Source organism: Pseudomonas sp. AC242 (assembly GCF_979258655.1).
Genome location: NZ_OZ409873.1, coordinates 774,234 through 788,034 on the forward strand (window position 1 = coordinate 774,234; position 13,801 = coordinate 788,034).

Genomic DNA, 13,801 nt, shown 5'->3' on the forward strand with positions numbered 1-13,801 from the left:
GGCTTCACAGCGGCGGTTGCGGCTGTAAACTCCGCGGCAAAGCGTGGCGTTGGCCATCACTCAATGAGGTAAAAATCCATGCGTGTTCTGCTCGTCGAAGACCATCTGCAATTGGCCGAAAGCGTTGCGCAGGCGCTCAAGAGCACCGGTCTGACCGTGGATGTGTTGCACGATGGCGTGGCCGCCGATCTGGCGCTGGGCAGTGAGGAATACGCCGTGGCGATCCTCGATGTCGGCCTGCCACGCATGGACGGTTTCGAGGTCCTCGCGCGGTTGCGGGCACGTGGAAAAAATCTGCCGGTGTTGATGCTGACGGCGCGTAGCGATGTGAAGGATCGCGTCCACGGCCTCAATCTGGGCGCCGACGATTACCTCGCCAAACCGTTCGAACTGACCGAACTGGAAGCGCGGGTCAAAGCCTTGCTGCGTCGCAGTGTGCTCGGTGGCGAACGCCAGCAGCGCTGTGGCGTGCTGGCCTACGACCTCGACACCCGACGTTTCACCCTTGGCGAAGAATTGCTGACGTTGACGTCCCGCGAGCAAGCGGTGCTGGAAGCGCTGATTGCCCGGCCGGGGCGGGTGATGAGCAAGGAGCAACTGGCCTCCCAGGTGTTCGGTCTCGACGAAGAGGCCAGCCCCGATGCCATCGAAATCTACGTGCACCGCTTGCGCAAGAAACTCGACGGCCAACCGGTGGCGATCGTGACGTTCCGTGGTCTGGGGTATCTACTGGAAAGCCGCGATGCATAAGCCCAGCAGCCTGCGCTGGCGCTTGCTGTGGAACCTTGCATTGCTGCTGGTGGTGCTGATGCTCGCCAGCGGCTTGAGTGCCTACTGGAATGGTCGCGAAGCCGCCGACACCGCCTACGACCGCACGCTGCTGGCCTCGGCGCGAACCATCGCCGCAGGCCTGTCGCAACGTGACGGCACATTGAGCGCCGATGTGCCTTACGTGGCACTCGACACTTTCGCTTATGACAGCGCCGGGCGGATTTACTATCAGGTCAATGACATCCATCAGAAGCTGATTTCCGGCTACGAAAACCTGCCCGGGCCGCCACCGGGGACACCACGCACCGACAGTTATCCCGCGTTGGCGCGTTTCTACAACGCCACCTACAAAGGGCAAAACGTGCGCGTGGTCAGCCTGCTTAAAGCAGTGACCGAACCGAACATGAACGGCATGGCGGAAATCCGCGTCGCCGAAACCGATGAGGCACGGGTGAGCATGGCGCGCAGTCTGGCGGCTGATACTTTGCTGCGATTGGGCATGCTGGCGATCGGCGCGTTGTTGTTGGTCTGGTTCGCGGTCAGTGCGGCACTGCGCCCATTGGAGCGCCTGCGCACGGCGGTGGAAGAGCGTCAGCCCGACGACTTGCGTCCGTTGCCATTGGTCGAAGTGCAGCATGAACTATGGCCGCTGGTGCGTGGACTTAATCATTTCACCGAGCGCCTGCGTGGGCAGTTTGAACGGCAGGCGCAGTTCATCGCCGATGCGGCCCATGAGTTGCGTACGCCTTTGGCAGCGCTGAAGGCGCGGCTTGAGTTGGGCCTGCGCTCCAACGATGCGGAAGTCTGGCGTTCGACGCTGGAGTCTTCGGCACAAAGCACTGATCGCCTGACTCATCTGGCCAATCAGTTGCTGTCGCTGGCACGCGTTGAAAACGGCGCCCGAGCGATTGCCGAGGGCGGCGCGCAGTTGCTCGATCTGAGTCAGTTGGCCCGGGAACTTGGCATGGCCATGGCACCGCTGGCGCACAAACGCGGGGTGGCACTGGCGCTGGAGGCGGACGAACCGGTCTGGCTGCGCGGTGAGCCGACGTTGCTGAACGAGTTGCTGAGCAATCTGGTGGACAACGCCTTGGCGCATACCCCACCGGGCGGCAACGTGATTCTACGGGTGACCGCGCCGGCGGTACTTGAGGTTGAAGATGACGGGCCGGGTATTCCGCTGGAGGATCGCGATCGCGTGTTCGAGCGGTTCTACCGACGTAATCAGCAGGTGGCGGGCTCAGGGCTGGGGCTGGCAATCGTCGGTGAGATCTGTCGAGCGCATCTGGCCCAGATCAGCTTGCATGATGGCGAGCAGGCGGGGTTGAAGGTGCGGGTCAGTTTTATAGCCGGGTGATTGTGGTGGTTTTGCTGGCCCCTTCGCGAGCAGGCTCGCTCCCACTCTGGAATGCATTTTCCTGTGGGAGCGAGCCTGCTCACGAAGGGCGCGCCTCGGTCTCGGATCAGTAAAACATCGTCCGCGACTCTTCCAGATCCGCGCACAGTTCCTTGTTCTCCTGGTCGATCCCTAGCTTCCTGAACGCCGGAACTGTCATTGGATCAATCCGCGCAAACGGATGATCAGTGTCCTTGTGGCAATACAGGCTCGCCACTTGCACCAGATCGACGTAATCGATGGCCGTCGAATCGCGCTTGAAGTCCTGATAGCGCCCCGGCAACTCCACCAGACGTTCCGGAAACTCCCAGACCCGCAGGAGCTTGTCGCCCAGCAACGGATGAATGTGATCGATCACATGGTTGAGGCTGACCGGATCCGACAGCAGCTCATAGTGATCTTCGGCGTAAGTCAGAATCGGCAACACGCCGATCTGATGCACCAGCCCGCCGAGCGCTGCCTGATCGGGTTTGAGTTGTGTGTAGCGGCGGCACAACGCGTAACTGACCCCGGCAATTTCCAGGCTCTTGCGCCAGACTTCGCGCATCTTCTGTTCGACCACTTCGGAGCGGGCGTGGAAGATCTGCTCCATTACCAGACCGATCGCCAGGTTGCTGCTGTAGTTGATGCCCAGCCGGGTGATGGCGGTGTGCAGGTCGGTGACTTCCTGTGCGGCGCGCAGCAGCGGGCTGTTGACCACTTTGATCAGGCGCGCTGACAGCGCCGTGTCACGGCCGATGACTTTGCTCAGGTCGCTGACGCTGATTTCCGGGTCTTCAGCGGCCTTGCGAATCTGCAGGGCCACTTCCGGCAACGTGGGCAGAACCAGGTCATCGTTATCGATGGCCTCAACCAAATCCTGTTGGACTTTTTCCGCCAGTTCGCTCATTTAAACTCTCTAGGGTGTTGCAACAAATGCTGCGATCAGCGCTGGATTTCGCGGTCGCGATCCAGTTCGTAAGGCAGGTCGAGCAGATGCAGCGCGGGACCTTCGAGGGTGCCCAGATGCAAATCACCGGCTTCGGCAGCTTCGGCCTGCAGCACCGCCAGGAGTTCAATGTTTTGCCCGGCCTTGGCGGCCAGCACCACTTCGCCGATGGAGCTGTTGTGGCTTGGTGCAAACAGTTGTGTGCCAGGTTCTGGCAGGTCAGCAGCGTCCAGGCTCAAGCGGTACAGACGACGCTTGAGTTTGCCCAGGTACTGCATGCGCGCGACGATTTCCTGGCCGGTGTAGCAGCCTTTCTTGAAACTCACGCCGCCAACGGCTTGCAGGTTGAGCATTTGCGGGATGAACAGCTCGCGGGTACTTGGCATGACCTGACCGATACCGGCACGAATCTGGCCCAGCAGCCATTGATTCAGCTCGGCTTCAGGCAGGGCTGAGGACAATTTGGCTTTGATCGCGTCAGCCTGATTGGCCGGTGCCCAGAGTTCGGCGCGATCCGGCGAGACGCGAATCGCGATCAGACCCTCATTACGCACAACGCTGTCGGTTTCCTCCGGCAGGTCCAGACCGAGGCTGGTCAAGGCGTTATCGCCATGCTCCAGGCCAAAACGTACCCAAGCGGCACTTTCGTCGGTCAGTTTCGATTTGGAGAACACCGCGTATTTTTTCAGGTCCGCCAGTTGCGGCTCCAGCAGCTCGCTGGCCATCGCCAGAACCACGCCGTCACCTTCGAGCAGAATGCGGAAGCTCGACTGCATCCGGCCTTTCTGCGTGCAGCGGGCGCCGAGGCTGGCGCGAGTGTCGCTGAGGTAATTGAGGTTGCAGGTCAACTGGCCTTGCAGGAATTTTCCGGCATCCGCGCCGCGAACCGCGAGAACGCCTTCATGAGACAGGGTGCAGAAAAAAGCAGAATCGGCCATGGGTCATCGCAGGGTAAATAGACTGGGGCACATCATAAGGGCGCGTTGTTGAAATGGGTAGTTGATAAAGGATCGGTGGTCCCCGACCAAAGCCGACTGTGCGACCTGTCTCGGGGCTGTATACTTGCCGCCAAATTTGAGGAGGGCTCCATGGTCGAACAAGTTGAACTGAATCGCCTCTTTTGGCACAGCCGTCGCGGCATGCTTGAGCTTGACGTGTTGCTGGTGCCGTTCGTGCAGGAGGTTTACGCGACGTTGAACCAGGTGGATCGCGATCTGTATGTCCGTCTGCTGACGTGCGAGGATCAGGACATGTTCGGTTGGTTCATGGAGCGCAGCGAGTCTGAAGATCCGGAACTGCAGCGCATGGTTCGCATGATCCTGGACCGTGTCCAGCCCAAGTAACACGTTCGAATGCCGCTGGCATGCCTCACGGCAGTTGCTGGCGGCGTATCTGCTGGCCCAGGCGTTCGCACTGGGTGCATTGTTTCTGCTATCGATTCCACTCTGGGCCAGTCTGCTCGGGGCTTTCGCCTGCCTGCTTCATGGCGTCTGGGTGTTGCCTCGGCAGATTCTGCTGAATCACCGTCGGGCTTTTCGCGGATTGCGCCGGGACGTCGATGGCTGGCAGTTGTGGAATCAGGCTGATGGTTGGCAGTCGGTGCAGTTGCGCCAGGACAGCCTCGCGCTGCCATTGATCGTGGTTCTGCGTTTTCGCCTGCGCGGCGAGTGGCGGGTCAGATCGATCTGTGTGCCCCGGGACTCGCAGGCGGCGGATCTGCACCGACGCCTGCGAGTACGGCTCAAGTTCAGCCGGCGTAGGTGGGCGGCACCAGAATAGTGTCGAGTGCCTCGGGCAGCAGATCAGGATAGTCGAGGGTGTAATGCAGGCCGCGACTCTCCTTGCGTTCCATGGCTGAGCAGATCATCAGTTCGGCGACTTGCGCCAGATTGCGCAACTCGATCAGATCGCGGCTGACTTTATAGTTGCTGTAGAACTCGTCGATCTCGTCCAGCAGCAGGCGCACACGGTGTTGCGCCCGTTGCAGGCGCTTGTTGGTGCGCACGATACCGACGTAGTCCCACATGAACCGCCGCAGTTCATCCCAGTTGTGCGCGATGATCACATCCTCGTCCGAGTCGGTGACCTGGCTGGCGTCCCAGACGGGCAGGGCGTTTGGCGCGGTGATATCGTCCAGTTGCGCGAGAATGTCGGCTGCTGCCGAACGGGCATAGACGAAACATTCCAGCAGCGAATTACTGGCCATGCGGTTGGCGCCGTGCAGGCCGGTGAAACTGGTTTCGCCGATCGCGTACAGGCCCGGCACGTCGGTGCGGCCATGTTGATCGACCATCACGCCACCGCAGGTGTAGTGCGCCGCCGGTACGACGGGAATTGGTTGTTTGGTGATGTCGATGCCAAATCCGAGGCAGCGCTCATAAACAGTGGGGAAGTGCGTCTTGATGAAGTCTTCGGGCTTGTGGCTGATATCGAGATAGACGCAGTCGACACCCAGGCGCTTCATTTCGTGGTCGATGGCCCGGGCGACGATGTCGCGCGGTGCCAGTTCGGCGCGTTTGTCGAAGCGATACATGAAGCGTTCGCCATTGGGCAACTTCAAATGCGCGCCTTCGCCACGCAGGGCTTCGGTGATCAGAAAACTCTTGGCCTGCGGGTGATACAGGCAGGTCGGGTGGAACTGGTTGAATTCCAGGTTCGCCACCCGGCAACCCGAACGCCAGGCCATGGCGATGCCATCACCGCAAGCGCCGTCGGGGTTGCTGGTATAGAGGTAGACCTTGGCGGCACCGCCGGAGGCCAGAATCACGAAGCGTGCACCGTAGGTGTCGACTTCGCCGGTTTTTCGATTTAGTACGTAGGCGCCGAGGCAGCGCTCGCCGTCCATGCCCAAACGTCGTTCGGTGATCAGATCGACAGCAACCCGCTGCTCCAGGAGCTCGATGTTCGAACGCTCTTTGGCCTGGGCCAGCAAGGTTTTGAAAATGGCCGCGCCGGTAGCATCAGCGGCGTGGATGATGCGCCGATGGCTGTGGCCGCCCTCTCGGGTCAAATGGAACTCGAACCCGCCGTCTTCAGTACCTGACTGATCGTCGCGGGTGAAGGGGACGCCTTGATCGATCAGCCACTGGATGGCTTCGCGGCTGTGCTCCACAGTGAAGCGCACGGCGTCTTCATGGCACAGCCCGCCGCCGGCGTTCAGGGTGTCGTCTACATGGGATTCGACAGTATCAGTGTCATCGAGCACGGCGGCGACGCCACCCTGGGCCCAGAAAGTTGAACCGTTGGCGAGATCACCTTTGCTCAATACGGCAATGCGCAAATGACCTGGCAGGGTCAGCGCGAGACTCAAACCGGCAGCACCGCTGCCTATGACCAGAACATCGTGTTGGAATTGTTGGCTCATTACAGGATTCCGCTCAAAGCGACCCGGGTCGGGGGTGGCGCAAGACAGCTGGATCGGCAAGTCAAGACAGCCACACAGCCCACTAGTATATAGAGGGGGGGGACGGCACAATAGCCGGGCCGATATGGCATTGTGAAACTACTGTGACGGGAAAAAGGTGTGCTTCGTCGGAAGTTTTTTTTCCCTGTTTGGGGGAAAGGCGACTGTATCGGCGCTGAAACAGACGTTTTCTGCACAGAGTCGCCCAATGTCGGGTGGCGACGGCTATAAATAATTGGAACTTTTGCCAAAGGCCCAAGATCAATAGTCGGTGCCAGAGATAAGGGACAGTGTCGGCTTCAGTGCGGAATCCGCGGTTGGATTCCTGCCGGCGAAACCGATGACAAGATTATTCGCGCAGCCGGTTTATCCCGAGCTGCGTTTTTCGTGCGTGCCAAATCAGAGCCCGCAGGAAACTTGCCTGGAGGGGGAGAACTTTTGCGAAAAGCCCGAGTCTATGTTTGCAAGTCTGGTCGTTTAGTTATGCAAGTCTCCTTCGGGCTTATCGAGGAGTGTTCATGCTAACCCAGGAAGAGGATCAGCAGCTGGTCGAGCGCGTTCAACGCGGCGACAAGCGAGCTTTCGATCTGTTGGTGCTGAAATATCAGCACAAGATTCTCGGGTTGATCGTGCGTTTCGTGCACGACACCCATGAAGCCCAGGACGTGGCTCAGGAAGCCTTTATCAAGGCGTATCGAGCACTTGGAAACTTTCGCGGCGACAGTGCGTTTTATACGTGGCTGTACCGTATTGCCATTAACACGGCGAAGAATTACCTGGTTTCACGCGGCCGTCGGCCGCCGGACAGCGATGTAAGTTCCGAGGATGCAGAGTTCTACGATGGCGATCACGGCCTCAAGGATCTCGAATCACCAGAACGTGCACTGCTGCGGGATGAGATCGAAGGCACCGTCCATCGAACCATCCAGCAACTGCCAGAGGATTTGCGTACAGCTTTAACTTTACGTGAATTCGATGGTCTGAGTTACGAGGACATTGCGAGCGTCATGCAATGTCCGGTGGGTACCGTGCGCTCCCGGATTTTCCGCGCCCGGGAGGCCATCGATAAAGCCCTGCAGCCGTTGTTGCAGGAAAACTGAGACAGCGGCGACAGCCAAGAGAGGAACGCCATGAGTCGTGAAGCCCTGCAGGAATCGCTGTCCGCAGTGATGGATAACGAAGCGGACGAACTGGAATTGCGTCGGGTGCTCAATGCACTGGACGACGTAGAAACCCGTGAGACCTGGGCTCGTTACCAGATCGCTCGGGCAGCCATGCACAAGGATCTGCTGCTGCCACGTCTGGACATCGCTGCGGCAGTGTCTGCTGCACTGGAAGACGAAACGGCTCCGGCCAAAGTATCGCGCAGCCCATGGCGTAACCTTGGCCGTCTGGCTGTTGCAGCCTCGGTGACTGTTGCCGTTCTGGCCGGTGTTCGCCTGTACAACCAGGACGAAATCGCTGGTGTCGAACTGGCTCAGCAATCCAATCAGCCAACTCTGGCGACCCCACAGGTCAAAGGCCCGGCTGTTCTGGCAGGCTATAGTGAGAGTTCGGAAGCCACTGGCCCGATGGCCAACGGCGTACTGCAAGGTCAGCCAGGCTGGCACGATCAGCGTCTGCCAGGCTACCTGCGTCAGCACGCTCAGCAGGCTGCACTGAAAGGTACTGAAAGCGCGTTGCCATACGCACGTGCTGCAAGCCTGGAAAACCGTTAAGGAGGATCATGCGCGCCATACCTCTACTTTCGCTTCTGCTCAGTGGCTGGTTCATTGTTCCAGCCCACGCTGATGAGGCCCAGGACTGGTTGACCCGTCTGGGCCAGGCCGAGCAGCAGCAAAGCTTTCACGGCACATTCGTTTACGAGCGTAACGGTAGCTTTTCTACCCATAACATCTGGCATCGCGTCCAGAATGGCCAGGTCCGCGAGCGTTTACTTCAGCTCGATGGTTCGGCGCAGGAAGTCGTGCGCATTGATGGACACACTCAATGCGTCAGCGGCACCCTGATTGCCGGTCTGGGGGATTCTCCCAACTCGGCCGCTCGTCCTCTCGATCCGCAAAAGCTGAAAAACTGGTATGACCTCGCCGTCATTGGCAAGTCGCGTGTGGCTGGGCGGGACGCAGTGATTGTTTCGCTGACGCCTCGCGATCAGCATCGTTACGGTTTTGAGTTGCATCTGGACAAGAAAACGGGCTTGCCGCTGAAGTCGTTACTGCTAAACGACAAGGGGCAGTTGCTCGAGCGCTTCCAGTTCACCAGTCTTGATACTGATGAAGTCCCGTCTGACAAAGATTTGCAGGCTGACGCTGACTGCAAGGCAGTTACTTTGGACAGCGACAAGGCTTCGGCGGTCAAGGCCGCTCAGGTATGGCACTCTGAATGGTTGCCGCCGGGCTTCGAACTGACCAGCAGTACTTCGCACAAAGATCCGGAAACCAAGACTCAGGTCAACAGCTTGCTGTATGACGACGGTCTGGCGCGTTTTTCGGTTTTCCTTGAGCCATTGAACGGCGAAACCGTCACTGACACGCGGACACAGCTGGGCCCGACCGTTGCCGTTTCCCGCCGCCTGACCACGCCTGAGGGCGAAATGATGGTCACCGTGGTCGGCGAGATCCCGATTGGTACTGCCGAACGAATTGCTCTGTCGATGCGTAATACCGATGGCACTGCAACCAGCAAGCAGTGAGCTGATTTCAGTCGTTACCACTTCTTTGTCGAGACGTAGATGAAATGTTTGCTGAGCATTTTCATTTGCAAATACCCTGAAAATTTTTTATAGGTCAGAGCCTCACGGCTCTGGCCTTGTTTGTTGTTGCCGGAACAAAAATGCCGGTCGGTGGTTTCCGGTGTTCCTTGCTCCATATCGCTTAACCCTGCTCGTCGTAACGGGAGCTGTATGTCGATACCAAGTTTGAAATCTTATCTCTCCATTTTCGCCACCGTGCTGTTGCTCGGTCAGGCTGTACCTGCTGCGCAAGCAGCCGATCTGCCTGACTTCACCCAATTGGTCGAACAAGCGTCGCCAGCCGTGGTGAACATCAGTACCACGCAGAAACTGCCGGATCGCAAAGTGAACCAGCAGATGCCTGATCTGGAAGGCCTGCCGCCGATGCTGCGCGAGTTCTTCGAACGTGGCATGCCGCCTCAACAGCGTTCGCCGGGCGGTGGTGGTCGTCAGCGTGAAGCGCAGTCGCTGGGCTCGGGCTTCATCATCTCTCCGGATGGCTACATCCTGACCAACGACCACGTGATTGCCGATGCCGACGAAATTCTCGTCCGCCTCGCCGACCGCAGCGAAATGAAAGCCAAGCTGATCGGCACCGACCCACGTTCCGACGTGGCGCTGCTGAAAATCGAAGGTAAGGATCTGCCGGTATTGAAGCTTGGCAAATCCCAGGACCTGAAAGCCGGCCAGTGGGTCGTCGCTATCGGTTCGCCGTTCGGCTTCGACCACACCGTGACCCAAGGCATCGTCAGTGCCGTCGGTCGTAGTCTGCCGAACGAAAACTATGTGCCGTTCATTCAGACTGACGTGCCGATCAACCCGGGCAACTCCGGTGGTCCGCTGTTCAACCTGAGCGGTGAAGTGGTCGGCATCAACTCGCAGATCTACACCCGTTCGGGCGGCTTCATGGGCGTATCGTTCGCGATTCCTATCGACGTGGCAATGGATGTGTCCAACCAACTGAAGAGCGGTGGCAAGGTCAGCCGTGGCTGGCTGGGCGTGGTCATCCAGGAAGTGAACAAGGATCTCGCCGAGTCGTTCGGTCTGGATAAACCGGCCGGCGCGCTGGTCGCCCAGATTCAGGATGACGGCCCGGCAGCCAAGGGCGGTCTGCAAGTCGGTGACGTGATCCTGAGCATGAACGGCCAGCCGATCGTCATGTCTGCTGACCTGCCACATCTGGTCGGCGCGCTGAAGGCTGGCGCCAAAGCCAATCTGGAAGTGATTCGTGAAGGCAAGCGCAAGAACGTCGAACTGACGGTTGGCGCGATCCCGGACGAAGACAAAGAACTGGATGCACTGCCAAAGTCTGGCGCTGAAACCACCAGCAACCGTCTCGGTGTTGCCGTGGGCGAACTGACTGCCGAGCAGAAGAAAACCTACGACCTTAAAGGTGGTGTGGTGATCAAGGAAGTGCAGGACGGTCCTGCAGCGTTGATCGGTCTGCAACCAGGTGACGTGATTACTCACCTGAACAACCAGGCCATCGGCTCCAGCAAGGAGTTCGGTGAGATCGCCAAAGCGCTGCCGAAGAACCGCTCGGTGTCGATGCGCGTGCTGCGTCAAGGTCGCGCCAGCTTCATCACCTTCAAGCTGGCTGAATAACCCAGCGGTAAGGTAAAAAAGAAACCGCCTCGAAAGAGGCGGTTTTTTTATGCCTGAAGCTTTTGTCTTGGTGGGTAACGATCAGCCCATCATGTCCTTGATCATCCGCTCCTGCTCCATCAGCTCACGCTGACGGGCGTCAATCCGCGAGGACAGCGGGAAGTTGCTGCCAGCCTTGCGCTTGGCGAAGTCCAGTTGCTGGATGGCCTGGCGGTAGTCGCCGACCAGTGCGAAATATTCTGCGCGCGCCTGATGCAGGCCGATGATATTGCCCGACAAGCCACGGGTCTCTGCGACCTGATACCAGACGTCCGGATCATCCGGACGTGACTTGAGTAATGCTTCCAGTGCTTTTTCGGCATCCGGCGCACGATTCTGTTTCAGCAGCAGATCCACCCGAACCTGATTCAGGGGATAGTTGCCCGGATATTGCGTGAGCATGCGGTCAACCCGCGATTGCGCATCCGGCAAACGATTATTGGTAATGTCCAGATCGACCTGAGCAAGGTTGTAGATGATTTCGTTAGGCGATGTTGCCAGCAATTGCTTGAGGTTCTCACGCGCCTCATTCAATTGGCCGCCCTTGATCTGTGCAATCGCCAGACCGTAGCGCGCCACATCGTTTTTCGGATTCTCATCCAGCTGCGCACGGAAACGCTTGGCGCCCAGGCCCGGGGTTTCTTCGTAGATCAACTGCACGCGCGCGCGGATCAACTGATAGCGCTTGGAGTCTTCAATGCCGCCCGGTTTGGCCTGTTCGGCGCGGTTGCGGGTGTCGGCGATACGCGATTCGGTCACCGGGTGAGTCAGCAGGAATTCCGGTGGCTTGGCGTCGAAACGATATTGACGCATCAAGCGTTCGAACATGGTCGGCATCGAGCGCGGGTCATACCCGGCCTTTTCCAGATTGAGAATGCCGATACGGTCGGCTTCCTGTTCGTTCTGACGGGAGAAGGTCCGCTGCGATTGAATCGCCGCCGCCTGAGTGCCGGCGATGGTCGCGATACCGGCGTCACCGCCGCCGGCTGCCGCAATGACGATCCCGGCCAGCAGCGCGGCCATCATCGGCACCTGCATCCGTTGCGAAGCCTCTACACCACGAGCAAAGTGGCGTTGCGACAAGTGCGCCAATTCGTGCGCGAGTACCGAGGCGTATTCCCCCTCGGTCTGTGCGTTGAGGAACAAGCCGCCGTTGACCCCGACCACACCACCCGGCGCGGCAAAAGCGTTGAGCTGCGGGCTGTTGATCAGAATGAATTCAAGGCGCCGGTCAGTGACCTGGCTGGTCTCCACCAACTTGTACACGCTGGATTCGACGTAGTCTTTGAGCTGCGGATCGTTGAGCTGTGAAACCTGGCTGCGCAACATCGCCAGCCAGGCGCGGCCGAGCTGGTATTCCTGTTGCGGCGAGACAATGGCAGAACTGGCGTCGCCGAGTGACGGCAGATCGTCGGCAAAGCCTGGTGAGGCGAGCAGGCAAGCGAGCGTCAGCAGGGTAGGGCGCAGAAAAGTCATGCACAAAGCCTTAGAAGACAAAGACCTTACTGTAGCCGGACACCGGAGCTGCGACCAGATATTCTAGGCAGCTCGACGACCCGAACCGGAGTGACGCAATGACTGACGCTGTAGCCCATGACGTGGAACTGGACGCCAGTGGCCTGAATTGTCCGTTGCCGTTGCTCAAGGCAAAAATGGAACTCAACAAGCTCCAGAGTGGCGCTGTTCTCAAAGTCATCGCGACTGATGCGGGGTCACAGCGCGACTTTCGCACCTTTGCCAAGTTGGCCGGTCATACGCTGCTGCGCGAAGAAGACGAAGCAGGCGTCTACCGTTACTGGTTGAAAAAGGCCTGAAACCGACAGCGTTAAATCTAAGGATTATTGATGTTCAAAGTGTTACGCGACTGGATTCAGCGCTACTTCTCCGATGAAGAAGCCGTGGTGCTGGCGGTGCTGCTGTTTCTCGCCTTCACGGCCGTGCTCACACTTGGCGGCATGCTCGCGCCAGTGTTGGCAGGGATGGTGCTGGCGTATCTGATGCAGGGCCTGGTGGTCACGCTGGAACGTCTGCGCGTGCCGGGTGGCGTGGCGGTAGGGTTGGTGTTTGCGCTGTTCATGGGCGTGCTGATGCTGTTTATCGTCGTGGTGCTGCCGTTGCTCTGGCATCAGTTGATCACGCTGTTCAACGAGCTGCCCGGGATGCTCGCCAAATGGCAATCGCTGCTGTTGCTGTTGCCCGAGCGCTATCCGCATCTGGTGTCCGACGAGCAGGTTTTGCAGGCGATCGAGGCCGCGCGCGGCGAGATCGGCAAGTTCGGCCAGTGGGCGCTGACATTCTCGCTGTCGAGTCTGCCGCTGCTGGTGAACATCATGATCTACCTGGTGCTGGTGCCGATTCTGGTGTTCTTCTTCCTGAAGGACCGGGCGATGATCGGCGAGTGGGTGCGTGGTTATCTGCCACGTGAGCGCGCGCTGATCACTCGGGTTGCGCAGGAAATGAACCGGCAGATCGCCAACTACATTCGTGGCAAGGTCATTGAAATCGTGATTTGTGGCGGTGTGACCTACATCGCCTTTGTCGCCCTTGGGCTCAACTATGCCGCACTGCTGGCGTTGCTGGTCGGTGTGTCGGTGGTGGTGCCGTATGTCGGCGCTGTGGTCGTGACCGTGCCGGTGCTGTTGATCGCATTGTTCCAGTGGGGCTGGAGTGATCAGTTCATCTATCTGATGGCGGTGTACGGCATCATTCAGACACTGGATGGCAACGTGCTGGTGCCATTGCTGTTCTCGGAGGCGGTCAACCTGCACCCGGTGGCAATTATCTGCGCGGTGCTGTTGTTTGGCGGGTTGTGGGGATTCTGGGGCGTGTTCTTTGCGATCCCGCTGGCGACGCTGTTCAAGGCGGTGCTGGATGCGTGGCCGCGCCGAGAGCCGGCGGTGGCGCCACTGCTGTAGCGGTTGATGCAAA

General features: G+C 59.1%; 14 protein-coding genes. 10 read left to right on the forward strand and 4 right to left on the reverse strand.

The features are described from left to right. Positions 1–78: 78 nt before the first annotated feature. Positions 79–750 (forward strand): response regulator, encoded by a 672-nt coding sequence (locus ACZZ0A_RS03515; RefSeq protein ID WP_007911422.1) that lies wholly within the window; start codon positions 79–81, stop codon positions 748–750. Then, on the forward strand, positions 743–2,128 hold the full coding sequence (locus ACZZ0A_RS03520) for a sensor histidine kinase (protein WP_007911421.1): 1,386 nt from the start codon (positions 743–745) through the stop codon (positions 2,126–2,128). Before ACZZ0A_RS03515 ends, ACZZ0A_RS03520 begins: the two co-directional genes overlap by 8 nt. Positions 2,129–2,234: 106 nt before the next feature. Here ACZZ0A_RS03520 and ACZZ0A_RS03525 read toward each other — a convergent pair whose 3' ends face one another. Both ACZZ0A_RS03525 and ygfZ read right to left on the reverse strand, forming a co-directional pair. Next, positions 2,235–3,056: an HDOD domain-containing protein gene (locus ACZZ0A_RS03525; protein WP_007911420.1), complete on the reverse strand. Its 822-nt coding sequence runs from the start codon at positions 3,054–3,056 to the stop codon at positions 2,235–2,237. Positions 3,057–3,091: 35 nt separating this feature from the next. Then, positions 3,092–4,033, reverse strand: a complete 942-nt coding sequence (ygfZ, locus tag ACZZ0A_RS03530) for a CAF17-like 4Fe-4S cluster assembly/insertion protein YgfZ (protein ID WP_463542524.1) — start codon at positions 4,031–4,033, stop codon at positions 3,092–3,094. A gap of 150 nt (positions 4,034–4,183) precedes the next feature. Here ygfZ and ACZZ0A_RS03535 point away from each other — a divergent pair, with 150 nt between their 5' ends. After that, entirely contained in the window at positions 4,184–4,438 is a 255-nt protein-coding gene (locus tag ACZZ0A_RS03535) for an FAD assembly factor SdhE (RefSeq protein WP_007911418.1), read from the forward strand. After that, a complete protein-coding gene (locus ACZZ0A_RS03540) occupies positions 4,422–4,874 on the forward strand; it encodes a protein YgfX (RefSeq protein ID WP_095113789.1) in 453 nt (150 codons plus the stop codon). The genes ACZZ0A_RS03535 and ACZZ0A_RS03540 overlap by 17 nt, the downstream gene beginning before the upstream one ends. Here the strand turns inward: ACZZ0A_RS03540 and nadB are convergent. Continuing rightward, on the reverse strand, positions 4,843–6,459 hold the full coding sequence (nadB, locus tag ACZZ0A_RS03545) for an L-aspartate oxidase (RefSeq protein ID WP_095113788.1): 1,617 nt from the start codon (positions 6,457–6,459) through the stop codon (positions 4,843–4,845). The genes ACZZ0A_RS03540 and nadB overlap by 32 nt on opposite strands. 557 nt (positions 6,460–7,016) lie before the next feature. On the opposite strand from nadB, the gene rpoE reads away from it, so the two are divergent. The 4 genes from rpoE (at position 7,017) to ACZZ0A_RS03565 (ending at position 10,834) form a co-directional block, all read left to right on the forward strand. Continuing rightward, positions 7,017–7,598, forward strand: coding sequence for an RNA polymerase sigma factor RpoE (rpoE, locus tag ACZZ0A_RS03550; RefSeq protein ID WP_003172477.1), 582 nt, complete (start codon positions 7,017–7,019; stop codon positions 7,596–7,598). A gap of 30 nt (positions 7,599–7,628) precedes the next feature. Further along, on the forward strand, positions 7,629–8,216 hold the full coding sequence (locus ACZZ0A_RS03555; RefSeq protein WP_007911408.1) for a sigma-E factor negative regulatory protein: 588 nt from the start codon (positions 7,629–7,631) through the stop codon (positions 8,214–8,216). 8 nt (positions 8,217–8,224) lie between these two features. Continuing rightward, positions 8,225–9,190 carry a MucB/RseB C-terminal domain-containing protein gene (locus ACZZ0A_RS03560; RefSeq protein WP_007911407.1) on the forward strand — a complete coding sequence of 322 codons (966 nt, stop codon included), beginning with the start codon at positions 8,225–8,227 and terminating at the stop codon, positions 9,188–9,190. A 210-nt stretch (positions 9,191–9,400) separates the two neighbouring features. After that, positions 9,401–10,834, forward strand: coding sequence for a DegQ family serine endoprotease (locus ACZZ0A_RS03565; protein ID WP_463542525.1), 1,434 nt, complete (start codon positions 9,401–9,403; stop codon positions 10,832–10,834). An 81-nt stretch (positions 10,835–10,915) separates the two neighbouring features. Here ACZZ0A_RS03565 and ACZZ0A_RS03570 read toward each other — a convergent pair whose 3' ends face one another. Further along, a complete protein-coding gene (locus ACZZ0A_RS03570) occupies positions 10,916–12,349 on the reverse strand; it encodes a M48 family metalloprotease (RefSeq protein ID WP_016984698.1) in 1,434 nt (477 codons plus the stop codon). Between the two features lie 98 nt (positions 12,350–12,447). Here ACZZ0A_RS03570 and ACZZ0A_RS03575 point away from each other — a divergent pair, with 98 nt between their 5' ends. Both ACZZ0A_RS03575 and ACZZ0A_RS03580 read left to right on the forward strand, forming a co-directional pair. After that, positions 12,448–12,687, forward strand: a complete 240-nt coding sequence (locus ACZZ0A_RS03575; protein ID WP_007911399.1) for a sulfurtransferase TusA family protein — start codon at positions 12,448–12,450, stop codon at positions 12,685–12,687. Positions 12,688–12,717: 30 nt separating this feature from the next. Then, positions 12,718–13,788 (forward strand): AI-2E family transporter, encoded by a 1,071-nt coding sequence (locus ACZZ0A_RS03580; RefSeq protein ID WP_007911397.1) that lies wholly within the window; start codon positions 12,718–12,720, stop codon positions 13,786–13,788. The last annotated feature ends 13 nt before the right edge of the window (positions 13,789–13,801 follow it).

Bases quoted from the DNA above. Each gene is read 5' to 3' on its own strand.
- ACZZ0A_RS03560 (WP_007911407.1), top strand. From the start codon at position 8,225: ATGCGCGCCATACCTCTACTTTCGCTTCTGCTCAGTGGCTGGTTCATT.
- ACZZ0A_RS03555 (WP_007911408.1), top strand. From the start codon at position 7,629: ATGAGTCGTGAAGCCCTGCAGGAATCGCTGTCCGCAGTGATGGATAAC.
- rpoE (WP_003172477.1), top strand. From the start codon at position 7,017: ATGCTAACCCAGGAAGAGGATCAGCAGCTGGTCGAGCGCGTTCAACGC.
- ACZZ0A_RS03580 (WP_007911397.1), top strand. From the start codon at position 12,718: ATGTTCAAAGTGTTACGCGACTGGATTCAGCGCTACTTCTCCGATGAA.
- ACZZ0A_RS03520 (WP_007911421.1), top strand. From the start codon at position 743: ATGCATAAGCCCAGCAGCCTGCGCTGGCGCTTGCTGTGGAACCTTGCA.
- ACZZ0A_RS03525 (WP_007911420.1), bottom strand. From the start codon at position 3,056: ATGAGCGAACTGGCGGAAAAAGTCCAACAGGATTTGGTTGAGGCCATC.
- ACZZ0A_RS03535 (WP_007911418.1), top strand. From the start codon at position 4,184: ATGGTCGAACAAGTTGAACTGAATCGCCTCTTTTGGCACAGCCGTCGC.
- nadB (WP_095113788.1), bottom strand. From the start codon at position 6,459: ATGAGCCAACAATTCCAACACGATGTTCTGGTCATAGGCAGCGGTGCT.
- ACZZ0A_RS03570 (WP_016984698.1), bottom strand. From the start codon at position 12,349: ATGACTTTTCTGCGCCCTACCCTGCTGACGCTCGCTTGCCTGCTCGCC.
- ACZZ0A_RS03575 (WP_007911399.1), top strand. From the start codon at position 12,448: ATGACTGACGCTGTAGCCCATGACGTGGAACTGGACGCCAGTGGCCTG.
- ygfZ (WP_463542524.1), bottom strand. From the start codon at position 4,033: ATGGCCGATTCTGCTTTTTTCTGCACCCTGTCTCATGAAGGCGTTCTC.
- ACZZ0A_RS03565 (WP_463542525.1), top strand. From the start codon at position 9,401: ATGTCGATACCAAGTTTGAAATCTTATCTCTCCATTTTCGCCACCGTG.
- ACZZ0A_RS03515 (WP_007911422.1), top strand. From the start codon at position 79: ATGCGTGTTCTGCTCGTCGAAGACCATCTGCAATTGGCCGAAAGCGTT.